At 41.0% G+C, this 24,639-nt stretch carries 20 protein-coding genes and 2 tRNA genes; 10 read left to right on the forward strand and 12 right to left on the reverse strand.

From position 1 onward, the window contains the following. Positions 1–11 precede the first annotated feature (11 nt). The 3 genes from AAGC65_RS15620 to AAGC65_RS15630 all read left to right on the forward strand — a co-directional run bounded on the left by AAGC65_RS15620 (position 12) and on the right by AAGC65_RS15630 (position 3,282). Positions 12–380, forward strand: coding sequence for a DUF3127 domain-containing protein (locus AAGC65_RS15620; RefSeq protein WP_343113412.1), 369 nt, complete (start codon positions 12–14; stop codon positions 378–380). Positions 381–642: 262 nt separating this feature from the next. Beyond that, the gene (locus AAGC65_RS15625) at positions 643–2,463 is read left to right on the forward strand and encodes a HAMP domain-containing sensor histidine kinase (protein WP_343113394.1); all 1,821 of its coding nucleotides are present in this window, start codon (positions 643–645) and stop codon (positions 2,461–2,463) included. Positions 2,464–2,589: 126 nt separating this feature from the next. Continuing rightward, positions 2,590–3,282 carry a response regulator transcription factor gene (locus AAGC65_RS15630; protein ID WP_343113395.1) on the forward strand — a complete coding sequence of 231 codons (693 nt, stop codon included), beginning with the start codon at positions 2,590–2,592 and terminating at the stop codon, positions 3,280–3,282. Here the strand turns inward: AAGC65_RS15630 and AAGC65_RS15635 are convergent. Then, positions 3,279–3,629, reverse strand: coding sequence for a VOC family protein (locus tag AAGC65_RS15635; RefSeq protein ID WP_343113396.1), 351 nt, complete (start codon positions 3,627–3,629; stop codon positions 3,279–3,281). The genes AAGC65_RS15630 and AAGC65_RS15635 overlap by 4 nt on opposite strands. Before the next feature lie 123 nt (positions 3,630–3,752). Between AAGC65_RS15635 and AAGC65_RS15640 the strand changes: the two genes are divergently transcribed. Continuing rightward, entirely contained in the window at positions 3,753–5,297 is a 1,545-nt protein-coding gene (locus tag AAGC65_RS15640; protein ID WP_343113397.1) for a M20/M25/M40 family metallo-hydrolase, read from the forward strand. Between the two features lie 150 nt (positions 5,298–5,447). Here AAGC65_RS15640 and AAGC65_RS15645 read toward each other — a convergent pair whose 3' ends face one another. From AAGC65_RS15645 to ileS, 3 genes are read right to left on the reverse strand one after another with little or no spacing between them, the layout of a single operon-like run. Beyond that, positions 5,448–6,053 (reverse strand): lipoprotein signal peptidase, encoded by a 606-nt coding sequence (locus tag AAGC65_RS15645; RefSeq protein WP_343113398.1) that lies wholly within the window; start codon positions 6,051–6,053, stop codon positions 5,448–5,450. Further along, positions 6,054–6,437, reverse strand: a complete 384-nt coding sequence (locus AAGC65_RS15650) for a TraR/DksA C4-type zinc finger protein (protein WP_290327544.1) — start codon at positions 6,435–6,437, stop codon at positions 6,054–6,056. It lies immediately after the preceding gene. Beyond that, complete coding sequence (ileS, locus tag AAGC65_RS15655) at positions 6,438–9,830, reverse strand: isoleucine--tRNA ligase (protein ID WP_343113399.1); 3,393 nt, start codon at positions 9,828–9,830, stop codon at positions 6,438–6,440. It lies immediately after the preceding gene. 114 nt (positions 9,831–9,944) lie between these two features. Here ileS and AAGC65_RS15660 point away from each other — a divergent pair, with 114 nt between their 5' ends. Beyond that, positions 9,945–10,118, forward strand: a complete 174-nt coding sequence (locus AAGC65_RS15660; RefSeq protein ID WP_343113400.1) for a hypothetical protein — start codon at positions 9,945–9,947, stop codon at positions 10,116–10,118. 12 nt (positions 10,119–10,130) lie between these two features. Here the strand turns inward: AAGC65_RS15660 and AAGC65_RS15665 are convergent, their stop codons facing one another. Together AAGC65_RS15665 and AAGC65_RS15670 are read right to left on the reverse strand one after the other, a co-directional pair. Next, positions 10,131–10,907, reverse strand: a complete 777-nt coding sequence (locus AAGC65_RS15665) for an SDR family oxidoreductase (protein ID WP_343113401.1) — start codon at positions 10,905–10,907, stop codon at positions 10,131–10,133. A 269-nt stretch (positions 10,908–11,176) separates the two neighbouring features. Beyond that, complete coding sequence (locus tag AAGC65_RS15670) at positions 11,177–13,516, reverse strand: MMPL family transporter (protein ID WP_343113402.1); 2,340 nt, start codon at positions 13,514–13,516, stop codon at positions 11,177–11,179. A 161-nt stretch (positions 13,517–13,677) separates the two neighbouring features. On the opposite strand from AAGC65_RS15670, the gene AAGC65_RS15675 reads away from it, so the two are divergent. After that, complete coding sequence (locus AAGC65_RS15675; RefSeq protein WP_343113403.1) at positions 13,678–14,034, forward strand: diacylglycerol kinase family protein; 357 nt, start codon at positions 13,678–13,680, stop codon at positions 14,032–14,034. Between the two features lies 1 nt (position 14,035). Continuing rightward, on the forward strand, positions 14,036–14,761 hold the full coding sequence (gene recO, locus AAGC65_RS15680; protein ID WP_343113404.1) for a DNA repair protein RecO: 726 nt from the start codon (positions 14,036–14,038) through the stop codon (positions 14,759–14,761). Position 14,762: 1 nt separating this feature from the next. Here recO and AAGC65_RS15685 read toward each other — a convergent pair whose 3' ends face one another. After that, positions 14,763–15,017 (reverse strand): hypothetical protein, encoded by a 255-nt coding sequence (locus AAGC65_RS15685; RefSeq protein ID WP_343113405.1) that lies wholly within the window; start codon positions 15,015–15,017, stop codon positions 14,763–14,765. Positions 15,018–15,445: 428 nt separating this feature from the next. Here AAGC65_RS15685 and AAGC65_RS15690 point away from each other — a divergent pair, with 428 nt between their 5' ends. Further along, positions 15,446–15,970 (forward strand): DUF2062 domain-containing protein, encoded by a 525-nt coding sequence (locus tag AAGC65_RS15690; protein ID WP_343113406.1) that lies wholly within the window; start codon positions 15,446–15,448, stop codon positions 15,968–15,970. Positions 15,971–16,266: 296 nt separating this feature from the next. Here AAGC65_RS15690 and AAGC65_RS15695 read toward each other — a convergent pair whose 3' ends face one another. After that, entirely contained in the window at positions 16,267–16,812 is a 546-nt protein-coding gene (locus tag AAGC65_RS15695; RefSeq protein WP_343113407.1) for a hypothetical protein, read from the reverse strand. Beyond that, the gene (locus tag AAGC65_RS15700) at positions 16,805–17,437 is read right to left on the reverse strand and encodes a YIP1 family protein (RefSeq protein WP_343113408.1); all 633 of its coding nucleotides are present in this window, start codon (positions 17,435–17,437) and stop codon (positions 16,805–16,807) included. The genes AAGC65_RS15695 and AAGC65_RS15700 overlap by 8 nt, the downstream gene beginning before the upstream one ends. A 186-nt stretch (positions 17,438–17,623) precedes the next feature. Here AAGC65_RS15700 and AAGC65_RS15705 point away from each other — a divergent pair, with 186 nt between their 5' ends. Then, the gene (locus AAGC65_RS15705) at positions 17,624–22,570 is read left to right on the forward strand and encodes an ELWxxDGT repeat protein (RefSeq protein ID WP_343113409.1); all 4,947 of its coding nucleotides are present in this window, start codon (positions 17,624–17,626) and stop codon (positions 22,568–22,570) included. Next, positions 22,567–23,256 (forward strand): hypothetical protein, encoded by a 690-nt coding sequence (locus tag AAGC65_RS15710; RefSeq protein WP_343113410.1) that lies wholly within the window; start codon positions 22,567–22,569, stop codon positions 23,254–23,256. The genes AAGC65_RS15705 and AAGC65_RS15710 overlap by 4 nt, the downstream gene beginning before the upstream one ends. A gap of 165 nt (positions 23,257–23,421) precedes the next feature. On the opposite strand, the gene AAGC65_RS15715 is transcribed toward AAGC65_RS15710, so the two are convergent. From AAGC65_RS15715 to AAGC65_RS15725, 3 genes are all read right to left on the reverse strand, one after another. Beyond that, positions 23,422–23,499: transfer RNA gene (locus AAGC65_RS15715), tRNA-Val, on the reverse strand. Positions 23,500–23,610: 111 nt separating this feature from the next. Continuing rightward, positions 23,611–23,688, reverse strand: a tRNA-Val gene (locus AAGC65_RS15720). Between the two features lie 151 nt (positions 23,689–23,839). Then, entirely contained in the window at positions 23,840–24,157 is a 318-nt protein-coding gene (locus AAGC65_RS15725; RefSeq protein ID WP_343113411.1) for a hypothetical protein, read from the reverse strand. Positions 24,158–24,639: the final 482 nt, after the last annotated feature.

Here is a 24,639-nt window from a genome sequence, read left to right on the forward strand (position 1 = left end):
AGAAGATTATTATGGAAGTTAAAGGTAAGGTATATGAAGTGTCGCCAACAGTGCAGGTAACTGAGTCACTTAAAAAACGCGAATTAATACTTGAATATATTGAGAACCCTCAATACCCTGAATATTTGAAGTTTGAGGCTATACAAGATCGTTGCAACCTGTTAGATAACGTTAAGGTTGGTGATGATGTTGAGGTTTTCTTTAACCTGAAAGGTCGCCCTTGGACTGACAAAATGGGTAAAAAAAGCTATTTTAACTCGCTGCAATTATGGAGAGTGAATTCATTAGCAGCAGGTGCAGGTAGCGCTACTACACCAGAGTATGCAGCCCCATCAGCAGATATCAGCTCATCAAGCGATGATGACGATCTGCCGTTCTAATTCAGCCAACAATTTATTGTTAATATAGAAAACGCCCTTTCAATTAATTGGAAGGGCGTTTTAAGTTATGACCTATCTGCTTAAACCCTATTCACGACTTTTTCTTATTGCAATTTTGTATATTGTGTTATAGCTGTTTTGTATTTGACTTAATCACATAGCAAAGCATTATCTTTCAGATGATTATTGCCACTCATAATTGTTAAATTTTGTTAAAAGCAATTATGGTGTGCTTATTTAAAATAATTTTGTTTGTTAATAGATGAAGAAAAGAAGTATCGGTTTGATCATTGGGTTAATGGCTTTTGCACTCTTGGGTGTAATGGCTATGCAATTGTACTTTTTAAGGCAATCGTACCAGATGCAATCTGAGCTTTTTGATCGTTCGGTTAATGAAGCGCTTAATAATGTGGTATCAAAAGTTAGCAAGCAGGACGCGGTTAACTTTTTAAACAACAAGGCCCAGCGGAATGTTGCGGCCAGCGATGATGCCGTAAATGTTAATACCGGAGTAGAGATAAAGACAAATGATAACGGTCAATACGCTTTCCGGAAAAAGAAACAAAGTATTCGTGAAAAAAAAATAGCCCTTTTACGTGATAGCCTGGAGCGGATGATCATGCATAAAAAAATGGATGATGAACTGACCAGTTTATTACAACAGGAGGGAACAGTTGATTTTCAGGTAAAAGTAGAGGAATATACAGATGAATTTGGCGTGGTGCATGGGCGGTTTACCCCGCAAATTGTAAGAACCCGTATCACTACACGTTCCTTAAGTCGCCCTAAAAAGCTGCATAAGTATGATACGCTGCGGTATGTTTATATCGACCCGCAGTTTGGCAAGCAATTGATATCTGTGCCGCAAATTAATCCGCTTTGGCAACAAGATCAGCTGCGTAAACAGAAAGAGCGGCAGGTTGCACAGATCAAAAAGATGCTGGAAACCGACTCGTTACAAAATCTGAATAGCGGTAAAACCACCGTGATTGAAAACCTGGCCGAAGAATACCGTAAAACCGGCGAGCCACTGAATAAACGGGTAAACCCACTCTGGATCGATTCTTTACTGCGTTTTGAGTTACATAATAAGGGTATTGATCAGCCCTTTAGTTATGAGGTAACAACTGCCAACAGCGATTCGCTCATATTTTCAAGTGCTATTGATAATGGTGGGAACAAACCTGTGTTTATAGATGCCAATACTTATCAAACCCCCATCTTTGGTAAAGATGTGATCAATGATCCAGGTAAGATCAAATTGGCCTTTCCGCAAAAAAACTCGTTAATATTACGTAAAATGACAGCTACTATGGGTACTACCGGAGGGCTGCTGTTGGTACTGGTATTTTGTTTCGCTTATACTATCTTCTCTATCCTGAAACAAAAGAAGGTGTCTGAAATGAAAATCGACTTCATTAACAACATGACCCACGAGTTTAAAACTCCGGTATCAACCATCATGATTGCCAGTGAAGCTTTAAGAGATGCTGAAATTACCCAGGATCAAAGCCGTGTATCGCGCCTGGCCAATATCATATTTGAAGAGAACGCACGTTTAGGTAGCCACATTGAACGGGTGCTGAACATTGCCCGTATTGAGAAGAATGATTTCAAGCTGGATAAAAAACCGATTGACGTGAACGAGATGGTGGCCGTTGTACTGGATAGCATGGCTCTTAAACTGCATAAGTTTAACGCCAAAACCACCATGAATCTTACCGATGAAAATACGGTTATAGTAGCCGATGAACTGCATTTTTCAAATGTACTGTACAACCTGATAGATAATGCGATAAAATACAGCATTGGTACCCCAGAAATTACCATAAGCACGCAGGTTAAGAATGGGCATGTTTTGATTCGCGTAGCAGATAAGGGAATTGGCATGAGCCGCGACCAGCAAACCAAAATATTTGAACAGTTTTACCGAATCCCCACCGGTAATTTGCATGATGTTAAAGGGTTTGGCTTAGGGTTAAGCTATGTAAATACAATTGTAAAAAGACTTAACGGAGCCATCAGCGTAAAATCTGAAAAGGAAAAAGGATCGGAATTTGAATTGAAGTTTTCATTGGCGTGAGGTAAGTCTGAAAGTCCGGAAGTTCGATAAGACGGGAAGTTAATTGGACTTTTAACTTTAGCATGCTTAAAAAAAATGATTTTCCGGACTTTCCGACTCATCGGACTTCCGGACTAAAAAATAAACATGAAAAAAATATTACTGGTTGAAGACGATGCCAATTTAGGTTTACTGCTACAGGACTATCTGCAACTTAAGGGCAAATTTGATGTTGTTTTGTGTAAAGACGGCGAAGAAGGTTTGCGCGCCTTTACCAAGCAGGTTTACGACTTATTAATATTGGATGTGATGATGCCTAAAAAAGATGGCTTTACCCTGGGTAAAGACATCAGAAAGATAAACCCTCATGTGCCTATTATTTTTGCTACCGCTAAAGGTATGATTGAGGATAAGATGCAGGCCTTTAACCTTGGCGGCGATGATTATATTACCAAGCCTTTCCGTATTGAAGAGTTACTGCTGCGCATTAACGCTTTATTGAAAAGAACTGAAAACACTGATAAAAAGGAAGAAGAAAGGCAAACTTTATTTAAAATCGGTCGCTATACTTTTGATTATACCACCCAATTTATTGCCATTGGCGATGCACAACAAAAGTTATCAACCAAAGAGGCGGAATTGCTTCGGTTGTTGTGCATGCGTAAAAATGAGGTGCTTACCCGTGAAGAAGCCCTGCTGAACATATGGCATGACGATAATTATTTTAATGGCCGTAGCATGGATGTGTTTTTAAGTAAGATACGCAAGTATTTAAAAGACGATCCGAACGTGGAGATCATTAACGTGCATGGTCGGGGCTATAAATTGCTCATTAATTAACTGCCCGAAATATCCTGGCCAAAATGAATAAGATTGCCATTATTATCCAGAATGCTGAATTCTTTCATTTTCCAGGGTCTGTCCTGCAGTTGAGTATCCGGATTAATACCATTTGATTTGTACTCTGTAAATAGTTTTTCAATTTCGGTTACAACTATATAGCAACTGGTACTTTTGGCAATTGCCGGCTCACTGCAGGGCCAAAGGTGGATGTAAATCCCGTCGCGGCTCAGTATCAAATAACCATCCCAGCTGGCATGGAAAGTAAATCCCATTTTTTGCGTGTAAAATTGAATGGTTTCCTCTTCATTTAATGAAGCTAAAACTGGTATGGCGGTTTGTAGCATTTGGTATTACATGATATAGGTCAATCGAACTTTTATCTTTAAAAACGTTGTTGTTACGAACTTGTTGGATTTAATTTTAATAAATTAGGCTTTCAATTAACTGATCGCATTAATTTATTATCTATGAAATCAAAATTACTCTTTTCGTTCCTTATTTCGGCAGGTTTAGCCTTCCCTGCTTTCGCACAGGAAACGGTTGACCAGGCTGCTGTTCAAAAAATCAGGGAAGAAGGTTTGAATCACTCCAAGGTGATGGAAACCGCCTTCTATTTAACCGATGTTTCCGGGCCACGCTTGTCAGGCTCGCCCGGCTTAAAACGGGCCCAGGATTGGGCCGTAAATCAACTAAAATCATGGGGCTTAGCAAATGCTAAGGTAGAGTCCTGGGGCAAATTTGGTAAAGGCTGGGAAGTTCAAAAAAACTACGCCGCTATTACTCTGCCCTATTATCACGCCATTATAGCTATCCCCAAAGCCTGGACACCAGGTACAAACGGCCTTATTAAAAGCGATGTTGTAGTTGTAAAAGCCGACTCGGCCATTGACCTGGACAAGTATAAAGGCAAGTTGCAAGGTAAGGTCGTGATCCTTGATGTTAAACCACTGGTTGAGCGCAGCTTCAAATCAGACGCGGCACGCTATACCGATGAGGAGTTGACTGAAATGGCCAATGCCACTGCGCAACCCGCCCGTACCGGAGTTGATGCAAACTCAGCTCAGTTTGTAGCCATGCGTAAACTGCGTGCTTTTCAAACCACAACCAGAGCATTTTTATATGATGAAAAAGTAGCACTGATATTGAGCCAGGCTCGCGGTACCGATGGTACTGTATTTACAACCAACGGCGCGTCATATGCTGATACTGCCAAAGCGGTAGCACCCGAACTGGAAACCAGCAGCGAAGATTATCAACGTATTTTGCGCCTGGCAAAAGCCGGACAAAAAGTAGAACTGGAAGCCGATATTAAAACCCAATTTTTAACCAACGACCTGCAGGGATACGACGTGGTAGCCGAAATACCGGGTACCGATAAAAAATTAAAAGATCAGGTGATCATGATAGGCGGTCACCTTGATTCATGGCATGCTGCAACCGGGGCTACAGATAATGCCGCGGGCAGCGCCGTAATGATGGAAGCGGTACGTATTTTAAAAGCCATTAACTTTAAACCCAAACGTACTATACGTATAGCCTTATGGAGTTCGGAAGAGCAAGGTTTGTTTGGCTCACGCGGATATGTACTTAACCACTTTGGCGATCCTAAAACCATGCAGCTTAAGCCAGAGCAAGCCAAACTATCTGCCTATTACAATTTGGATAATGGTACCGGAAAAATCAGAGGTATTTACCTACAGGGTAACGAGGCGGTAAGGGCAATATTCAAATCATGGCTGGAGCCTTTTAAAGATCTGGGAGCAAACACAATCACCATCAATAATACCGGAGGAACCGATCACCTATCATTTGATGCGGTTGGTATCCCGGGCTTTCAATTTATTCAGGATGCTGTTGATTATGGTACACGTACGCACCACAGCAACCAGGATACTTATGATCGTTTAATTGAAGATGACCTTAAACAAGCAGCAACTATTATAGCGTCATTTGTTTATAACACTTCTGAGCGTGTCGAAATGATGCCAAGGAAAGCATTGCCGCAGCCGTAGGGTAGGCTTTAAGACAAAGGAAGAATTACATATATGGAGTATAGAAAGGCTCAAACCTTGTGTCTTCGTTCCATATTCGATATCACAGTAGTTTAAGAATAAAAAAGCCGCTTATTGCGGCTTTTTTATTCTTTGTATTTTTAAAATCGGCTATTCTTCAACCATTTCGCTATTAGGGCTGTTTACTTCAGGTACTTCGTGCTTAAAGTAATGCTTCTGAAATACCAGGATCATAATAACACCCACACAAATGGATGCATCGGCAAGATTAAATACCGGCCTGAAAAACTCGTAGGCCTCATTGCCCCATACCGGTACCCATGCCGGGAATACACCCCGAAGTAAGGGGAAGTAAAACATATCAACCACACGCCCGTGAAACAGGGGAGCATAATTATACATGATACCATAAAAGGTTGAGTCAATGATATTGCCCATAGCGCCGGCTAAAATAAGCGCCACGTTCATGATCAATCCGCGGTGATACTTATGCTTTATTAAATAAACAAGGCAATAACCAATACCACAAACGGCAACAATACGAAACAATGTTAAAGCCAGCTTACCGGCATCACCACCCCATTCCATGCCAAACGCCATACCATTATTTTCTGTATAATGCAGCATGCCGCGGCTACCTAAAAAGCGAATTTCTTCGCCCATGAACATATGTGCGCGAACCCAGGTTTTAATGATCTGGTCGGCAAGGATAATAAATATAGCAGTTAAAAAAGGTTTGGTGTAAGCAGCCTTCATTTATTGCTTTAATTTAGCTTCCATTGTTAAGGTGGTATGCGGCACCGCACGTAAGCGTTCCTTTGGTATCAGTTTACCGGTTTCGCGGCAAATACCATAAGTTTTGTTCTCAATACGTACCAGGGCAGCTTCCAGCTGGTCAATAAATTTTTTCTGGCGGGCGGCTAACTGGTTTATTTGTTCTTTTTCCAGTGTGGCCGAGCCATCTTCTAAAGTTTTATAAGTACCTGCAGTATCATCAGTTCCGTTAGCATTTGGCGAGCTTAATGAAGTTGCCAGAGAGTTTAACTCTTCCTTAGCGATACGCAGTTTATCAAGAATAAGAGCTTTAAACTCTTGCAGATCTGATTCAGAATATCTGGTTTTTTCGGTTTCTACTTTCATTTATACTTTACTAATAACTATAAAAATTTCATTTTCATCAATGGTTACCAATTCACCATCATTTAGCTGGTTATCAAGCACTATGCTCTCGGCTAAAATTTCGGCGCAAATATAGGATAAATTACTATCCACCGCTTTTTTAATAAACGGATGGTCGCTGATGCTTACATTTATCTTATCGGTAACCTCAAATTCTTTTCCCTTACGCAGATTCTGGATGCGGTTTATCAACTCGCGTGAGATCCCTTCCTGTTTCAGTTCGTCGGTAATGGTAACATCTAAAGCCACGGTTAGTTTTCCTAAATTTGCAACTTGCCATCCGGGAACGTCCTCAGCTATAATTTCTACGTCGGTTAAGCCAATCTCATACTTGTTTTCAAGTACCTTGATACTTCCTTCAGCATCCAGTTTGGCTATATCATCCTGGGTGAAATTATTAATGGCTTCGGCAACCGCCTTCATATCTTTACCTACTTTTTGGCCTAAAGCCTTAAAGTTTGGCTTTATCTTCTTTTTAATAAAACCAGCCGTGTCGGTAATATACTCAATATTTTTAATGTTTGTTTCAGATAATACTAATTCTTTTACCTGTTCAACATGCTGCTTAAAACCCTTATCCAATATAGGTAATAATATTTTACTTAGCGGCTGACGTACGTTTATCCCTACTTTTTTACGCAATGATAATACCAGCGATGAAATATCCTGCGCCAGTTGCATACGCTCTTCCAGGTCGGCATCAACCAGTTCATCGTGATACTCAGGGAAGTAAGCCAGATGAACCGATTCAAACTCTTCTTTACCGGTTACCGCGTTCAAGTCTTTATATAACCTATCTGCAAAGAAAGGTGCTATTGGCGACATTAACTTACTGATAGCTATTAAACAGGTATACAGCGTTTGGTAAGCAGAAAGTTTATCTGCTGAGTTATCAGACCTCCAGAAACGGCGGCGACTTAAGCGGATAAACCAGTTACTAAAATGCTCGTCTACAAATTCCTGGATGGCGCGGGCAGCTTTGGTGGGTTCAAAATCGGCATAAAAGCCATCAACCTCGCGGCTCAGGGTATTTAATAAAGAGATGATCCAACGGTCAATTTCCGGACGCTGCGCAATGGCAATTTCGGGCTCGCTGTAAGTGAATTTATCAATGTTGGCATACAGTACAAAGAACGAATAAGTATTGTACAGCGTACCAAAAAACTTGCGCCTAACTTCGTCAATACCTTCGGTATTAAATTTCAGGTTGTCCCAGGGCGATGCATTGCTGATCATATACCAGCGTGGCGCATCGGCACCAAACTGTTCAATGGTTTCAAATGGGTCTACACCGTTACCCAAACGTTTCGACATTTTGTTGCCGTTTTTATCCAGCACCAAACCGTTTGATATGACGTTCTTAAACGCTATGCCTTTATTACCAACCTGCTCATTAACAGCTTTTACCTCATCGCTGGCTTCGCTTAGCATTACGGCTATGGCGTGAAGGGTAAAAAACCATCCGCGGGTTTGGTCAACCCCTTCGGCAATGAAATCGGCAGGGTAAGCGTTCTTGAATTCGTCCTGATTTTCAAACGGGAAATGCCATTGCGCATAAGGCATAGCGCCCGAATCAAACCAAACGTCGATCAGGTCGGGCTCGCGGAACATTTTGTTGCCGTTTGATGAAGTCAATATCACATCATCAACGTACGGGCGGTGCATATCTTCCAGCTTAAAGCCTTCGGGCATGAAGCCAGCTGCTATTGATTTTTCAATTTCAGCATTCAGCTCGGCAATGGTACCAATACATTTTTCTTCGGCACCGTTTTCTTCGCGCCAGATAGGCAGCGGAGTACCCCAGTAACGTGAACGCGATAAGTTCCAGTCAACCAGGTTTTCGAGCCAGTTACCAAAACGGCCGGTTCCGGTTGATTCCGGTTTCCAGTTGATGGTTTTATTCAGCTCAACCATTTTATCCTTTACCGCGGTGGTGCGGATAAACCAGCTATCGAGCGGATAGTATAATATAGGTTCGTCTGAGCGCCATGAGTGCGGATAGCTGTGCTCATATTTTTTAACGTCAAACGCCTTATTTTCTGTTTTTAGTTTGATGGAGATCAACACATCTGTACCTTTGAAATCAGGCACAGCGCGCTCGGCATCGGTATAATATTCGTCTTTAACATAGCGTTTGGCAAAGTCGGTAACCTCATCAACAAAACGGCCTTGTTTATCAACCAGAGGTACATCCTTACCTGCTTCATCTTTCACCATTACCGATGGTACGCCGTTCTCCTTACAGGCCCTGAAGTCATCCGCACCAAAAACAGACGCAGTGTGCACAATGCCTGTACCGTCTTCTGTAGTAACAAAATCAGCCGGGATCACGCGGAAAGCGTTTTGCTCCAGATCTTCATTGCTTACATAAGGCATTAGCTGATGGTAGCGCAAGCCAATCAGTTCAACGCCCTTAAATTCAGCCCTTACTTCCCAAGGGATAATTTTGTCGCCGCCTTTATAATCCTGGAACGACGCGTTTTCGCCCTCGGCCTTAAAGTATTTGCCAACCAGTGCTTTGGCAAGCACCACGCTAACCGGCTCATGGGTATACGGGTTAAAGGTGCGTATTTTTACATAGTCGATGTTTTCGCCAATGGCCAGCGCGCAGTTTGATGGCAGCGTCCATGGGGTGGTTGTCCATGCCAAAATGGTAGTGATCTCGTTTTCATCCTCAAACAAAACCGGAATCAGCGCGTGCGGTTGGTTGTTCTTTAAATGAAACTGGGCTACTATAGAGGTATCCTTTACCATTTTGTAAGTACCCGGCTGGTTAAGCTCATGCGAGCTTAGGCCCGTACCCGATTTTGGCGAATATGGTTGTACGGTATATCCTTTGTATAACCAACCTTTATTATAAAACTCCTTCAGTATCCACCAAAGGCTTTCAATGTATTCGTTTTTGTAGGTAATGTACGGATCGTCAAGGTCAACCCAATAGCCCATTTTTTGGGTCAGGTCATTCCATACGTCGGTATAGCGCATCACCTCCTTGCGGCAGGCATCATTATAATCCTTAACGCTTATCTTTTTACCGATATCATCTTTAGTTATACCTAAGGCTTTTTCAACAGCTAACTCGATAGGCAGGCCGTGGGTATCCCAACCGCCCTTGCGTTTTACCTGGAAACCTTTTAAGGTTTTATAACGACAAAAAATATCCTTTATTGACCGCGCCATTACGTGGTGAATACCGGGCATACCATTGGCGCTCGGCGGCCCTTCGTAAAACGTGTAGGGGTTATTAGCCGGACGACTGCTGATACTTTTTTCAAATATGTTGTTCTGTTGCCAAAACTCCAGTATCTCTTTGCCTGTTTGCGATAAGTTTAACTGTTTATATTCCTTGTACATCTATATATATAATACCTTTTATAACCTCTTTTTTAAGAGGTTGCAAAAATACGGAATTTATAAATGTTTTTTTAATTTAGACGGGTGAAAAATAAAGTAAAGCGTACAGTATTAATGTTATTAGTTGCAGTGATACTGTTTTCGGCATCAATGGTGATCCCGGCTTTGCATAACTCCAAATGGAAAGAGCTGGTGCAGGGCGGAGCCTTAGGCTTAACGCTTGCCAGCATCATCAGCATTATTACCCTCATTATTGATTATTTAAGAGAAAGTAAGCGCGGAGCATAGGTTCAGACAGCCCTAATATATACTCCTGCTTGCACCACCATCAACCTGTATAGTTGTACCGCTGATATACGCGGCCTGTTCCGATGCCAGAAAGGCAACTACCGCGGCCAGCTCTTCTGGTTTACCTATGCGGCCAAGCGGTATGACCTTTGTTTTCTCTTTTAAGGCTTCCTCAACATTTACACCTTTGGGGAGTGTATGTTTTACCCTATCGGTCAGGATGAAACCTGGAGCAACGTTGTTCACCGTGATATTGTATGGGCCAAGTTCATCGGCCATGAGTTTGGCCATACCAACAACCCCCATACGCATACTGGTTGACAGAACCGAACCACCCAGCACCGATTTTACCGAACCACTGATGATATTGATAATACGGCCGCTGCCTGTTTTTTGCATATGTGGCAGCACCAGCTTACTCAAACGGGCAAAACTAAGCAGGTTCAAATCAAACGCCTTTTGCCATTGCTCGTCGTCGAAGTTCTCAAATTTATCAAAAGGCGGGCCACCGGCATTGTTCAGGAGTATATCTATCTGCCCAAAAGCTTCAGCAGCTTTTTTAATGAACAATTCAACCTCATCGGCTTTGGATACATCAACGGGTATAGCTATTACCTGGTTACCTGTAAGCTGACTGATTTCATTTGCTGTTTTGGTAAGTTCTGCTTCATCGCGCGAACCGATGATTACTTTAGCGCCTTCTGCAGATAGAGTGGTAGCTATAGCCTTGCCTAATCCTTTACTGGCGGCAAGCACCACCGCTACTTTGTTGTTGAGTTTCAGATCCATAAGAATAGTTTTTTAAATCTTATCAATAACGCTTAAAAAGGCAAGATTTTATAAAATTGACCGTTGTATTGACTCACCCCGACATCGCTGCGCTTGTCACCCCTCTCTACGCAAGCGTAAAGAGGGGACTTTACCTTGAGTTTCATCCCTCTTTGCGCCGTAGGCGAAGAGAGGGATGTCGAGCGTAGCGAAGACAGGGTGAGTTAAATATACGCCATACAATTTTCATGATCAGTCCTCTCCTTTTGGAGAGAGCTGGGGTGAGGCTTTCACGCCTCATCAATATCCGGCCCTTTAATTTTATTACGATCAACACCACCTTCCAGGCTTAATAAAAACGCGGGTAGTAGCGTTAGGTTACTGATCATGGCTACCAGCAGGGTGATAGATAATAAAATACCCAAAGCTACCGTACCCCCAAATTTAGATACCGCGAATATGCCGAAACCGAAGAACAGTACCGTAGCAATAAATATCATACTTACACCGGTTTCCCGAATGGTATCTGATACTATTTGCGATATACTCTTATTAGTATGCCTCAGTTCGTGCCGGTAACGGGTTATAAAATAAATGGTTTGATCGGACGAGATACCCATAGCTATACTGAATATCAGTATAGTTGATGGCTTTAGCGGGATACCGAAAAAGCCCATGATGCCCGCCGTAATGATCAATGGTATCAGGTTAGGCACCAGCGATACCGCTATCATTTTTACCCCTCTGAACAATATCCACATCACACAGGCTATCAGGAAAATGGCCCAAGCCAGGCTCTCGTAAAGGTTTTTCAACAGATAATTGGTACCTTTTATAAATATAATGCTTGAGCCGGTAAGCTCTACATGAAACTTGGCCGGATTAAAAATGGAATCGATACGTGGCTGAAGTTCGGCCAATACGGCATTCATTTTTTTAGAGCCGGCATCTACCATTTCAAATGTTACACGGGTTACACGCCGGGTGCTATCCAGGTAAGTATTCAATGCGCCGGAAGAGCTTTTACCCGAGTTGCTGGCATAGTTGAGGATAAAGTTCTGTTCAATGCCATCAGGTAAACGGTAATATTCCGGGTTACCGCCATAAAAAGCCTGGGTGGAAAATTTTAATACCTGTATCAATGATATGGAACGGCTAAACTGCGGATAGGACGAAATAAGTTTTTCCAGTTTTTCAACCTTGCGCATAACGGCTTGGTTCATCACCCCATTTTTGCGTTTGCTATCGATACTTACCTCCAGTGGCAATACCCCATTAAAATTCGACTCAAAAAACTTCAGATCTTCCAGCGTATGGTTGTGCTGTGGCAGATCATCAACCACATAACCGTTAATATTAATTCGGTAAATACCAACTGCCGAAATAACCAACAGCACCAGCGTAGTAGCATAAATAGCTTTACGCTTATTGTGTACCAGGCTATCTAAACCAATCAGCAGGGCTTTCATTAGCTTGCCATCTTTAATACCGGCCTGTTTTGCTTTGGGTTGAGGTAAATAGCTGAACACGATAGGCACCAAGATCAGGCTCAAGGCAAATGTGGCCAGTATGCTTAATGATGCTACCAAACCAAACTGAGTAAGTAACTCGCTGTTTGTAAAGCATAGCACACCAAAACCTATGGCTGTAGTAATGTTGGCTATAAAAGTGGTTATGCCGGCTTTTTCGAGCGCTATTTTTAGGGCTCCCATTTTATCGCCAGATAGTTCAAACTCGTGATAATATTTATTGAGGATAAAGATAGTGTTCGGAATACCGATAACCACCACCAGCGGTGGGATGATGCCGGTAAGGATGGTCATTTCGTAATGCATTAAAACCAGCGTGCCCAGGCTCCATACTACACCCAGCACCACAATAAGCACGGGGAAAATTACCGGAAAAAACGACCGGAAGAATAATAGCAATATGAGCGCAGTGATGAGGATAGACAGGCTCAGGAACATGGAGAACTCGTGCGAAACCAGATCGCCCACAACGGTACGTATCAACGGCAGGCCAGAGTAATGCACCTGAATACCATGCTTTTGCTCAAACTCATGACCCAGCTGGTCTATCTTTTTAATAATGGGAACACGATATGGGGTATTGATGATCTTATCGTCAAAAGTAATAGCCATCAGGGTCGATTTTCCATCGTCACTTAGCACCAAACCTTTATAAAACGGCAGCTTTGCAAGCTGCTGCTTAACACTATCAACCGCCTGCGCGGTTGGTAATATGCCGCTCACCAGAGGTTTTACCACAAAGCGGTGCTGGGTGGTATCTTTTTCGAGATTGTAAACATTAGCTACGGAAACTACGGCTTTAATACCCTTGATCTGTTTTAATTGTGTACCTATCTGGTACCAGTCGTTAAAAACATCTTTATCAAAAATTTTGTCAGACTTGATGCCGATCACCATCGAAGACGCATCCTGGCCAAAGGTTTTTTTGAACTCATTATACCTGATATAGGCCGAATCGGTAACAGGTAACACCTTACCACCGTTAAAAGTTATTTTTACTTTTGAAGCCTCAAAGCCCATAAAAGCGCTCAATATGATAACGCAAATAAATACGGCGAGCCTGTTTTTGAGGATAAAAGAAGCAGTATGTTTCCAGAACATATTTTGGTGAATTAAGGGCGCCGCTAAACTACGAATTTTGCTTTACCTGCCAGTTGCTATATTGACTTTGTGACAAAACCATAACCCCAGCCACAGCTTTTATTGAAAAAAACAGCATAAATAACTCCATTTAAAAAGCTTAATAACGTGTATTTTTGTATATGAAAAGATTGCTCAGGAGTTTTGGTTTTGCCTTTAAAGGTATCAGATATGCCTTTGATACACAGCCAAATTTCAGGATACACCTGGTGGCCGGGGCTGTTGCTATAGCGCTGGGCTTTGTACTGCAAATTTCTGCTGAAGAATGGTTGTGGGTGATCCTGAGCATAGCCGCAGTACTATCGGCCGAACTTTTGAACACCGCTATTGAAACCCTGACCGATCTGGTTTCGCCTACCTACAATACCAAAGCCGGGCATGTAAAAGATGTAAGCGCCGGCGCCGTGGTTGTTGTGGCCGTATTTGCCTTGCTGGCCGGCGTAATCATATTTGTGCCTAAAATTATTTCGCTATTTTAACATGCTGCACAAAACAAGGGGTATTGTATTTAAAGCAACTGATTATGGCGAAAGCAGTGTAATTGTACAGCTGTTTACCGAAAAGTTTGGTTTGCAGTCATATATCATTAATGGCGCCAAAAAGCCAAAAGCCAAAATAGGACGCAACATGCTGCAGCCCCTGCACCTGCTTGATCTGGTAGTTTATCATAAAAATACCGGCAGCGTGCAGCGCATAGCCGAGCTTAAAAACTCGCCGGTATTGCAAACCATCCCTTATGATGTTATTAAAAGTTGCATCGCTATTTTTTTGAACGAAGTGCTGTACAAAGCCATCAAACAGCAATCGGCTGATGAAAATTTGTTTGATTTTGTTTTCAGCGCTATTGAGTGGCTCGACCATCAAAAGGACAATGTAGCCAATTTTCATCTACTGTTTCTCGTCCGCTTAAGCCGCTATCTGGGCTTTTTCCCCGATAGGTTTTTAGCTGCCGATGCCGATTATTTTGATATGAAAAACGGCACTTTCAGCAGATATAAACCCGATAGCCTTTTATATCTTTCGCCGCCGCATACCCAAAACTTTGGCCTTTTGCTGCAATGCAATTTTGAAAACATGCAGCAACTCAAATTTAGTAACGACGAACGCCGCTACCTGATACAAAAAATGCTTGAATATTACGCCCTGCATATTGAAGGCTTTGGCAACATACGCTCGGCAGATGTATTGGAAGAGGTATTATCCTGACCTATTGAGCCGCGTGCTCTAAAACATGCTTCTTGATAAATTCAATGCTTGAATCGGGCAGGTCATTCCCACTGGTTTGGGTAACATTGCCATCGGGCTGTATTTCCAGCTCGGCATTAATGTTATTGTCAATAAAAACATGCAGCTTGTTTTGCTCTTTTTCTACCCGGCAGGCCAACTCACGGCCCGAATAACTGATATGAAATTCGTACTTGCCATCTTTGGCAGCAGGTGAAGTGTCTTTTGGATCAATCATAGCGTAGTGTGTTTTAAGATTAACACCATCTATGAGCGGTTGTTTACCTTATTGGCAAATAAAATACAGAGTTACAGTCCGTTCATTAAAAAGAAAAAGAGAAAGCCGGGGCTTTCTCTTTTTTAGTTGACTGACCTCATTATTTACCATAAAGAACTAATTGGTTAGATCGATAATAACAATTGTTACAAATATATGCACTATAGAATTAGTAGACTAATTTTTTAATAAAAATTTAACATGTATTTATCTAATAATGTGCGTTATAACTCATAATTTATATCCATTCATTATGTTTATTAAACAAGGCAGGTATGACGATGATACCCACATAATTATGATTACTACCCCTTCGTATTATAAAGATGCATACCTTTGCACCTGTTTAATAAAGCTTTATGAATTAAGCTTGGCTTAACAAAAAACTAATGGGTTATATAAAAAAAGCAGGTACAAAACTTTCGGAACTGTGGCGTTGGATAGCTCAATGTGGCGAAGCATTCATCAGCCTGTTCAGCAAAGAAAAAGGCCGGCTGTTTTTAAAGCAACACTTATTTAACCCTGACCATTCTCCTCAACTCAAGGCTTTATCCATCGGTTTTGGTGTATTTATGGGCATAGTACCAATATGGGGCTTTCAATTATTGGTAGCTTTTTCATTAGCCATGCTGTTCAGACTAAATAAGGCGCTGGTGCTTTTAGCAGCACATATCAGTTTTGCCCCCATGATACCGGTTATCATTTTTCTGAGCTATAAAGTTGGCGGATTGTGGGTTGGCGATAAAGCTGAGATGCCCTTTGATGGCAACCTTTCGCTAAAATCAATAAGCCTGCACCTTGAACAATATTTGTATGGCAGCATATCCCTGGCCATTGTAGCCGGATTAGCTTCTGGCTTATTTACTTTGGCGCTGTTCAAAATAATAAAAAAGAAACCAGAACCTGCTCTGTAATGTTAGCTTTATAAGCCGTTACGGACTTATAATAAAAAGATCAATGTCAGCAGCATCCCTACAGCAAGATTGCCCTTTTTGCGGCGGCAAGCACATAACCGAAGGAAAATCCATTTTTGAAGGAAGTATCTATATAAAAAACGGCTTTGGTGATCATAAACCCCATGAAGTAACTCACATCATATGTACTTCATGCGGTTCTGTTTTAAATAGTAGGATAAAAAGGGAAGCTTTATGCTCATGTGAGGTGTGCAGAAACGGCAAAAATTGATTTGAATAATTTATCGCTTCATTTTCTACAGCGGCTCCTTTCTCCATATTTTACCTTCATAGGTTATTACATCGCCTTGAAAACGACTATCGTACCTATTTAAATTAACTTGTTCTTCAACTATCCTGATCATACCATAAGGTGATGTTGTTCGAATTATCCGTGGATAAGTTTCATTGCTTGTTACAAATGTTTCCTGCTCTTGAATTACCAGATAGTCATTACCATTACGATAGATCGCTGTATCGTTCCAATTAAAATCTGGTAGTACAAAGTTTAAAGCCAACAGAATGACCACAACCACTGAAATAAAACCTGATAAAATTGTTGCCGCTATTGAAATCCGGTCATTTTTAGTCCTCGTAATAAATATTATGGTACACATCAGACCAAGCACACCAAACAACCCTATTGAAGTACCTGTAAGCCATTCCAATACCCTGTCTCTTATTTGAATTGAAAATATGGATTCCCAGGGAGTAAAGCTAAGAACCGTAATAGTGGCAAATAACCATAAAAGCCATAGAGACCATTTTTTGCCATTTGGCTGGTATGATAAAGATTTAATCATGAATAATGCCTATATACAGAATTATTAAAACTACAGGCACTGCAATTACAGCTATACAAATAAGGAAATTCATGATGCTCTTCCAAATCGAGAACCCTTGCACTGCCGATATTCCGATGACTAATAGAACGAAGTACCAGGCAGTAATAAGCCAATCAAAGTAGTAATGTACTTTGATAATTGCGTAATAGATATTATCCCAGTTTCGAATATAGTCATATGAACCATCCTGGAATCCTAATACCCTGATTATCAAAACACATAGCAATGTAAATATCAATGACAAGCAGAATGGTAATACGGCATAAGAAACCATATTCATAATTTCTGTTGATGAAGCCTGCCCCTTTATCCATTTGCCGGTTATGTATATTAACCCGGTTACTATTAAAAGTCCGAACCATCCCAATAATGCACCTGCGGCTATAGAGCTTGCCAATGTTAAAAATAATTCGTGCCTGGCATCAGCCAGATTTATAAATTGCCTACTGATTACTTTAGTTATTCCTGCAAGAACAAATAGTTGAATCTGATACCTATACAGCTCATATTCGTTAATAATTCTAAATGTTTTCTTAGGCTTCTTCCAGAGGTTAGATAATGCAATTTTATAAGCGAGCTGCATGCCGTTTCAGTGATAGGTAAAGCTTGCGCAATATACAGAATACACTTTATATATATAAGGTTACAACACAGAAATGAAAGAAAACAGCGCATGAGATATTTTTAAGTTTAAAATATATAATATACTGTCTTGTATATCAACTTTTTTTATTTTTGAGCAGTGATATAATCACAAGCTATCCTTATCATGTTCAAGAAAATATCTATTTTAATAGCCTTGTTATACCTGTCTACCTGCACTGCTTTATACGGGCAAACTTTTATCCGAAATTTATCATCTGCAAATTCCTTCGTAAAACTTGGTAACAGCCTTTATTTTGCCGGGGGCGATGCAACGCAAGGATACGGCCTGTGGAAAACAGACGGTACTGTGGCAGGAACCGTTCTTGTTAAAAAAACTGGACCGGGATCGGTTCCTTACCCAATTGCAAACTTAGTTGTATATAAAAACAAGATTTATTTTGCAGCAAATGATGGTATAAACGGTCAGGAATTGTGGGTAAGCGATGGCACTGCTACCGGTACCGTGCTATTTAAAGACATTAACCCGGCGCATGTCGGCAATACAGGCTCTCAACCAGGACAGTTTACCGTTTGTAATAATATGCTTTTTTTTACCGCAAGTTTAACAGGGAATTATAATAGCCTATGGAAAACAGACGGTACCGTTGCAGGCACTATACCATTAACACAAGATAATTATTTTGGAGTTGGTCAGCTCACAGCGGTCGGAAACATATTGTACTTTCAGTCAAGTGGTCTGTGGAAGTCTGACGGCAGTGTGGCGGGAACCAAACAAATTAATGTTGATGATAATTCAACTGTTGATCTGTTGCACAATGTAAACAACCAACTGGTGTTCATCACCAACACCAGCTATCGCCAAAGTATCAGGCTATACACACTCAACCCACCTAATGACAACCTTGTTTTACTGAAAACATATACTGCGGTAACTTATGGCAGTAACGATATTGACAATATTACTCCGGTTGGAAACAACTTTTATTACAGTATCAGAACTGTAGACGCTAATAATAAAGCTTTAGATGCTTTATGGGTAAGCGACGGAACCGCTGCCGGCACCCATATTGTAAAATCATATGACTGGACTTCTTATATGAGCGGTTCATACATACAGAATTTTTTTGCTTTTAATAATAAGTTATATTTTGTACTCACATCAGCCAAAGCATTGTATACCAGCGATGGCTCTGATGCCGGCACTATTCAGGTTTCGACCAACGCATTACAAGCTGGGCACGGCCCGGTTCTGTCAAATCAAAAACTTTTTTTTACCGGTACTGACGGCGGCATTTATAGTTTTGACGGAACAACAGTAAAACAAGAGATCAGTCAACCGTCCGCTGTTGATCAATTAACGGATCTGAACGGTGTGCTATATTTCACCAGCAGTAAAAGTAACTCAACAGATATTTGGAATAATACTCCAATGGGCCAAATGCAGGTAACGGTCGGCTATTCAACTATTGCAACAGGCGGCTTATTCAATTTCACCTCCAGGGTTGATAGTGCTGTTACCTATCCTGTTACCGTGAAAAACACTGGCAATAAAGAATTGGTGTTAAGTGATATTGGTGTGGTAGGGTCGCCATTTTATGTAAACGGGCAACCATCAAAAACAATATTACCCGGCAAACAAACCAGTTTTAACCTCATTTATGATCCTGCCAAAGAAGAAGAGAGCAAAGGCGTTCTTCAAATAAAAAATAACGATAGCGCTAACGGCCTTTTTAATATTAGCCTTACTGGCACCACAATGGGTACAGCTAAAAATCGGGGCAATATACCGGCTAACGGCTTGTTAAAAACTATTGCATTTAATGATAGTATACCTGCATTTACACTTACAGGTAATACAATCGCAGAATCTGCAGCCGTCAACACTACTATAGGAACATTCCAGGTAAGTTCGGGAACGGGCACTTATCAATACGCCCTGATCAATGGAACCGGCGACCAAAACAACTCCAGTTTTAAGATAGAGAACGGCCAGTTAAAAACAGTAGGTCAATTTGATTTTGAAACAAAAAACACCTACACCATCAGAGTTAGGGCCAGCAATGGCACACTCAGCTACGACAAAAGTTTTACACTTACAGTAACCGATGTACAGGAAGATCCTGCAAATCCAGGCTGTGGTTTTAACGGGCAAGATCTCAGTTATACCCTTGATGATGTGGCTTATGCAGGTTCCAGCATTATTGCTGTAGGCAGTCGGGGTAACATATTAAAATCGGATAATGACGGTGTTGATTGGAGCATTGTAAACACTGGAGTTGGCAGCTCATTCAATACCATTAAAATGATTGATGACCATATTGGTTACATTATGAGTTATGAAGGTACGATGTTAAAAACAGAAGACGGCGGGAATAATTGGTTTCCGATTGAAAGTCCTGACACAGCTTACCCTTATCTTAATCATATGGTATTTTCGTCGGCCCTTACCGGTTATATATTTAGCGATTATAAACTATACAAAACTATCAATGGGGGCAAAACCTGGAAAAAACTAAATTTTAACGGTAGCGGTTTAACCGGGGGCTGGTTTATTGATGACAATAACGGCTTTATTTGCGGGGGATCACAAACGTTATTACATACCACCGATGGAGGTGTAAGCTGGACAAATATTACAACAGCCAGCCTTGGTTTCAATATCGGTTTTAGCAGTATTGCTTTTGTGAATGCAACTACCGGTTTTTTAGCTACCACAAGCGGTGCTCTGTTACAAACTCAAGATAGCGGCTTAACTTGGTCAAAAGTTGGCGCCGTAAGCGCCAATTATATACCACGAATGATTTTTCAGGACGCTAAAACAGGTTATATTCTGAGTAACGGCGGAACTGTTTTCAAAACCATTGACGGCGGCGTAACCTGGACCAGTGAATTAAGTAGCAATAATGCATTACTGGGGCTGGCTTATAATGCGGCAAAAAATAAATATTGCCTTGTTGGTCACGGTTTAAGTTTGGGTAGCAGTGCTGAACAGGGGCGTTGCATTTATCTGAAGGATGGCGCTGGGGCATGGGCTGTACGATCAGTTATTGACGGCGGCGATTATTACACAGAAAATGTAGTTGATGATAAAACAGCTTATGTTTTTGGGTCAAATAATATAAAAACTACAGACGGGGGTATTACCTGGAAAAAAATCAATGCAGCAAGTGATACTTATAATTCCATACGCAACAGCTCTTTTACAAGTAAAGATGTTGGTTATTATGCAGATCTGTATCATGCTTACAAAACCATTAACGGCGGCGACACCTGGACGCAGCTCAATATACCAAACTTCACTTATACCTTAGCTATTGCTTTTTTAAATGAAAATATTGGGTTTATCTCTACCGATGATGGCCTTTATAAAACAAGCGATGCAGGAACAACCTGGATCAAAACAATAACTTATAATTCCCTTGGCGGAATAACTGATATAGCATTTGCTAACCAGCAAGTTGCCTTTGGGGTTGGACGTGGCAGCAATATATATAAAACCACAGACCAGGGCAATACCTGGACCATTACATCAATTCCGGGTTCTCTGTATTTTACGTCATGTTATTTTTTTGATACACAAACGGGCTTGATAGGAGGTACTAATGGCACATTGCTGCGAACAACAGACGGCGGTACAACCTGGACCCCTATTTATACCCCCGCCATATTGACTTTTTACGGTTTTACATTTTTGGATAAACTGCATGGTTTCGCAATAACAAATCATGACAATAGCGGTGTGAGCGAAATTTATGAAACCTTTGATGCAGGTTTAACATGGGCCCGCCTTTTTCAATCGGGTAATGGTATTTCTCAAACCGCGACAACAAATGGGTCTATTTTCATAATAGGCGACGGGGGCTACATTACCAAGTACAGCAATGCCCCTTTAGCGCCAGCTAATGCCGGTTATATTAAAGGGGATACACTGGCAGTTAGCGGTATTAAAACAACTTATTCGGCACCAGCTGTAGCTAATACTAACTACCGCTGGACCATTCAAGGCGCGGCATCAGTTACCTATCAAAACAACAGCGTTATTGTATTGTGGAACAAAGGCGGAACTTACACTGTACAAGCCACACCTTACAATAATTGCGGCAGCGGCACAGCCCGAACCCTTAGCGTTAACGTACAGGATATGCCAGATCCGGTGATCACTGGGGCTGATAGCGTATTCTCCAAGAGCACAAACATAATTTATACAGCAGCAGCACATACAGGTAATACTTATGAATGGGCCGTTACCGGTGGCACCCAGGTAATCAATAATAATCAAACCAATGTTAATTGGGGCGATCCCGGCGCCGGTTTAGTGACTGTTGCCGAAACCAATTTATCTTTCAATATTAAAAAATCAGCCACCAAAAAAGTGGCTATCAGCGGATCGGCATTCAGCTTACCTGCAAATAACTTTACTGTTTTCACCAACGGAAGTACTTGTAAAGGCACAAATAATGGATCCATATCGGTAAAAGCATTGCAAAAACTTAATTATATCGGTACTTTAACCTCTCCAGACAATTCGGGTAAAGGTTATACTTTTACCGATAGCTTAAAAGTAGCCGGATTAGTACCGGGCAACTATAATTTGTGCATTACCGTAGCGGGCAATAACGATTTTCAACGTTGTTACACGCTATCAGTGACCGAACCAAAAGATCTGTCAGTATATTCTGTTGTTGACAAGCTTACTCAATCGCTTACTCTTAATATAACAGGAGCCGATGTATATCACGTTGAAATTAACGGTCAGTCATATCAAACAAACAACAATCAGATTAACCTGAAACTGGCTAACGGCGCTAACAGAGTGAAGGTTTATACCGATAAGTTATGCCAGGGCATTTTTGAAAAAACTGTTGATTTTAATATGGTCAGCATTTATCCTAACCCAACGGCCAGAATTCTGCACATTGACCTGGGTGGTAACCAGGCACCACAAGCCAACGTTGAGATCAGGAATTCTCTCGGGAAGCTTATGCTGGCCAAAACCTTCCCCAATAATGGGGTTATCCAGGCAGATATTGGCAATTTAGATGCTGGAATATATGTTTTAAAGCTGGTACTCGGAACGCAGGAAACCACTTACAAAATCTTAAAACAATGAAATACTTAGTTTATATAATAACGTCAGCAACATTGGCATTTTCAGGCTGCGGCGGTAAAAAAAATAACCCGACTGCTGCGTCTCCGTCTGTAGCTACATTGTTGTTTCCCGAACAAAATTCCCTTTGTATCACAGGCACTGTGATCTCAGGTAATCAAAATAGTGTTGTATTCAACTGGAAAGCGGCAGATAATGCGGATAGCTATGATATCTCGGTGAAAAACTTATTAACGGGTATCAGTATTAGCCAATCTATTAATCAACCGCAAGCAACTGTTGTATTATCAAGAAACACTCCCTATTCCTGGTTTGTTACGGCCAAATCAAGCAAAAATACTGCTACTTCAAAAAGTGATACCTGGAAATTTTACAATTCAGGCGCGGGAGTAACATCTTACGCACCATTCCCTGCCGATAAGCTTTTACCCAGTCAAAGTCAGGATGTTAATGCTTCAGCAGGTAAAATCACCCTTAGCTGGATCGGAAGCGACACTGATAATGACATTATCGGCTACGACGTTTACCTGAGTACTTCAAGTACACCAACACTTTATCAAAAAAATGTTGTTACTAACAGCTTAGATATAAGTGTAACATCAGCAACTAAATATTATTGGAAAGTGATAACACATGACGCTGCCGGCAACTCATCAGAATCCGATCTAATTACTTTTTCTGTTAATTAAGTTCTTACTGTGTAAGTATTAGTATATCAATTCAACATCATTAATCTGATCATTAACCCGGTTTGGTTGCTGCAAAATTTGCAAACATTTTGTACGCTCTTGAGAAGAGAGCAAACCTCAAACCCAACAAAAAGCCCCTCAGAACTTAATCTGAAGGGCTTTATTTGGTGGGAATTACTGGGTTCGAACCAGTGACCCTCTGCTTGTAAGGCAGATGCTCTGAACCAGCTGAGCTAAACTCCCTACGTTTGAGACTGCAAATATAAACTAAAATAGCAGTTTTAAAAATCTATTTTTGTTTATCGGGTTTATAGTCAATCTAAAATAAAAAAGGTTCTACAATTGTAAAACCTTTGGTGGGAGCAACAGGGTTCGAACCTGTGACCCTCTGCTTGTAAGGCAGATGCTCTGAACCAGCTGAGCTATGCTCCCCTGCATTTGTTATTCTCTTCCGAGCATAACCCCTTGCGTTTGGGTTTGCAAATATAGAAACTCTAACTCATTCACCAAAGATTTTTTTTAATTTTCCCTAAACACCTGACAATAAGCTATATATTTTTTTTAATGCTTAAAAATCGCTCATTCAGGCTTTCATAGCTACATGCTGGCCTGGTCGGGGATCTTCAGGGAGTATTTCCATGCTAGGGTAATGGATGTAGTTGGCATACCATTTAATGGCGTCAACTAAATCAATAGCATCTTCAGGTGCAACTTCAATGGTTTCAAACGCAAACAACTGATTATTAGCGTAACCATATAGTTGTATTTCATTATCATCCGGAGCAAACCTTTCTTTATCCAAACAAAAAACCCTCACTTTCAATCGAGTGTCTCTCGAATGAATTACATCCCGGCACGGGTTACTCGGGTCGGTAGCCAATAAATATATATTATGGTCCATGAGGTTAACAACAATGTAATTGAGGTATGGTTTCCGGAGTTATCAATTATATTAAAAATAAGTACTTCAGCTTAATTATAATTAAAGTATGGGGCAAATAGCCCCCAATTATCGGGAAGCATTTTCTACATAAAATTTACTATTACCCTATAAAACAATTATTTAAGACCACATTTACCTTAATTTATCAATTGGCATTGCATTTGAATTAAACTTATTACCCTTCTCAAAGGGTTGTTTTTCATAGGTAGATGTAGGGCCGAAACACTGCGAGAGAGTTTCGGCCTTTTTTTGTCTGAAAAATTCCTGGCCGCCCAGTTTATTGCAATTCAAACCACCGGTTCTAAAATATTCCCCAGCCATCGGGAAGTATTTCTACATATAATTGATTTTCAGTTTATAAAATTGCCCTTTAATACACAATTTACCTTAGTTTATCAATTGGCACTGCATTTGAATTAAACTTATTACCCTTCTCAAAG

The sequence above is a fragment of the Mucilaginibacter sp. genome (assembly GCF_039207105.1).
GTDB lineage: Bacteria > Bacteroidota > Bacteroidia > Sphingobacteriales > Sphingobacteriaceae > Mucilaginibacter.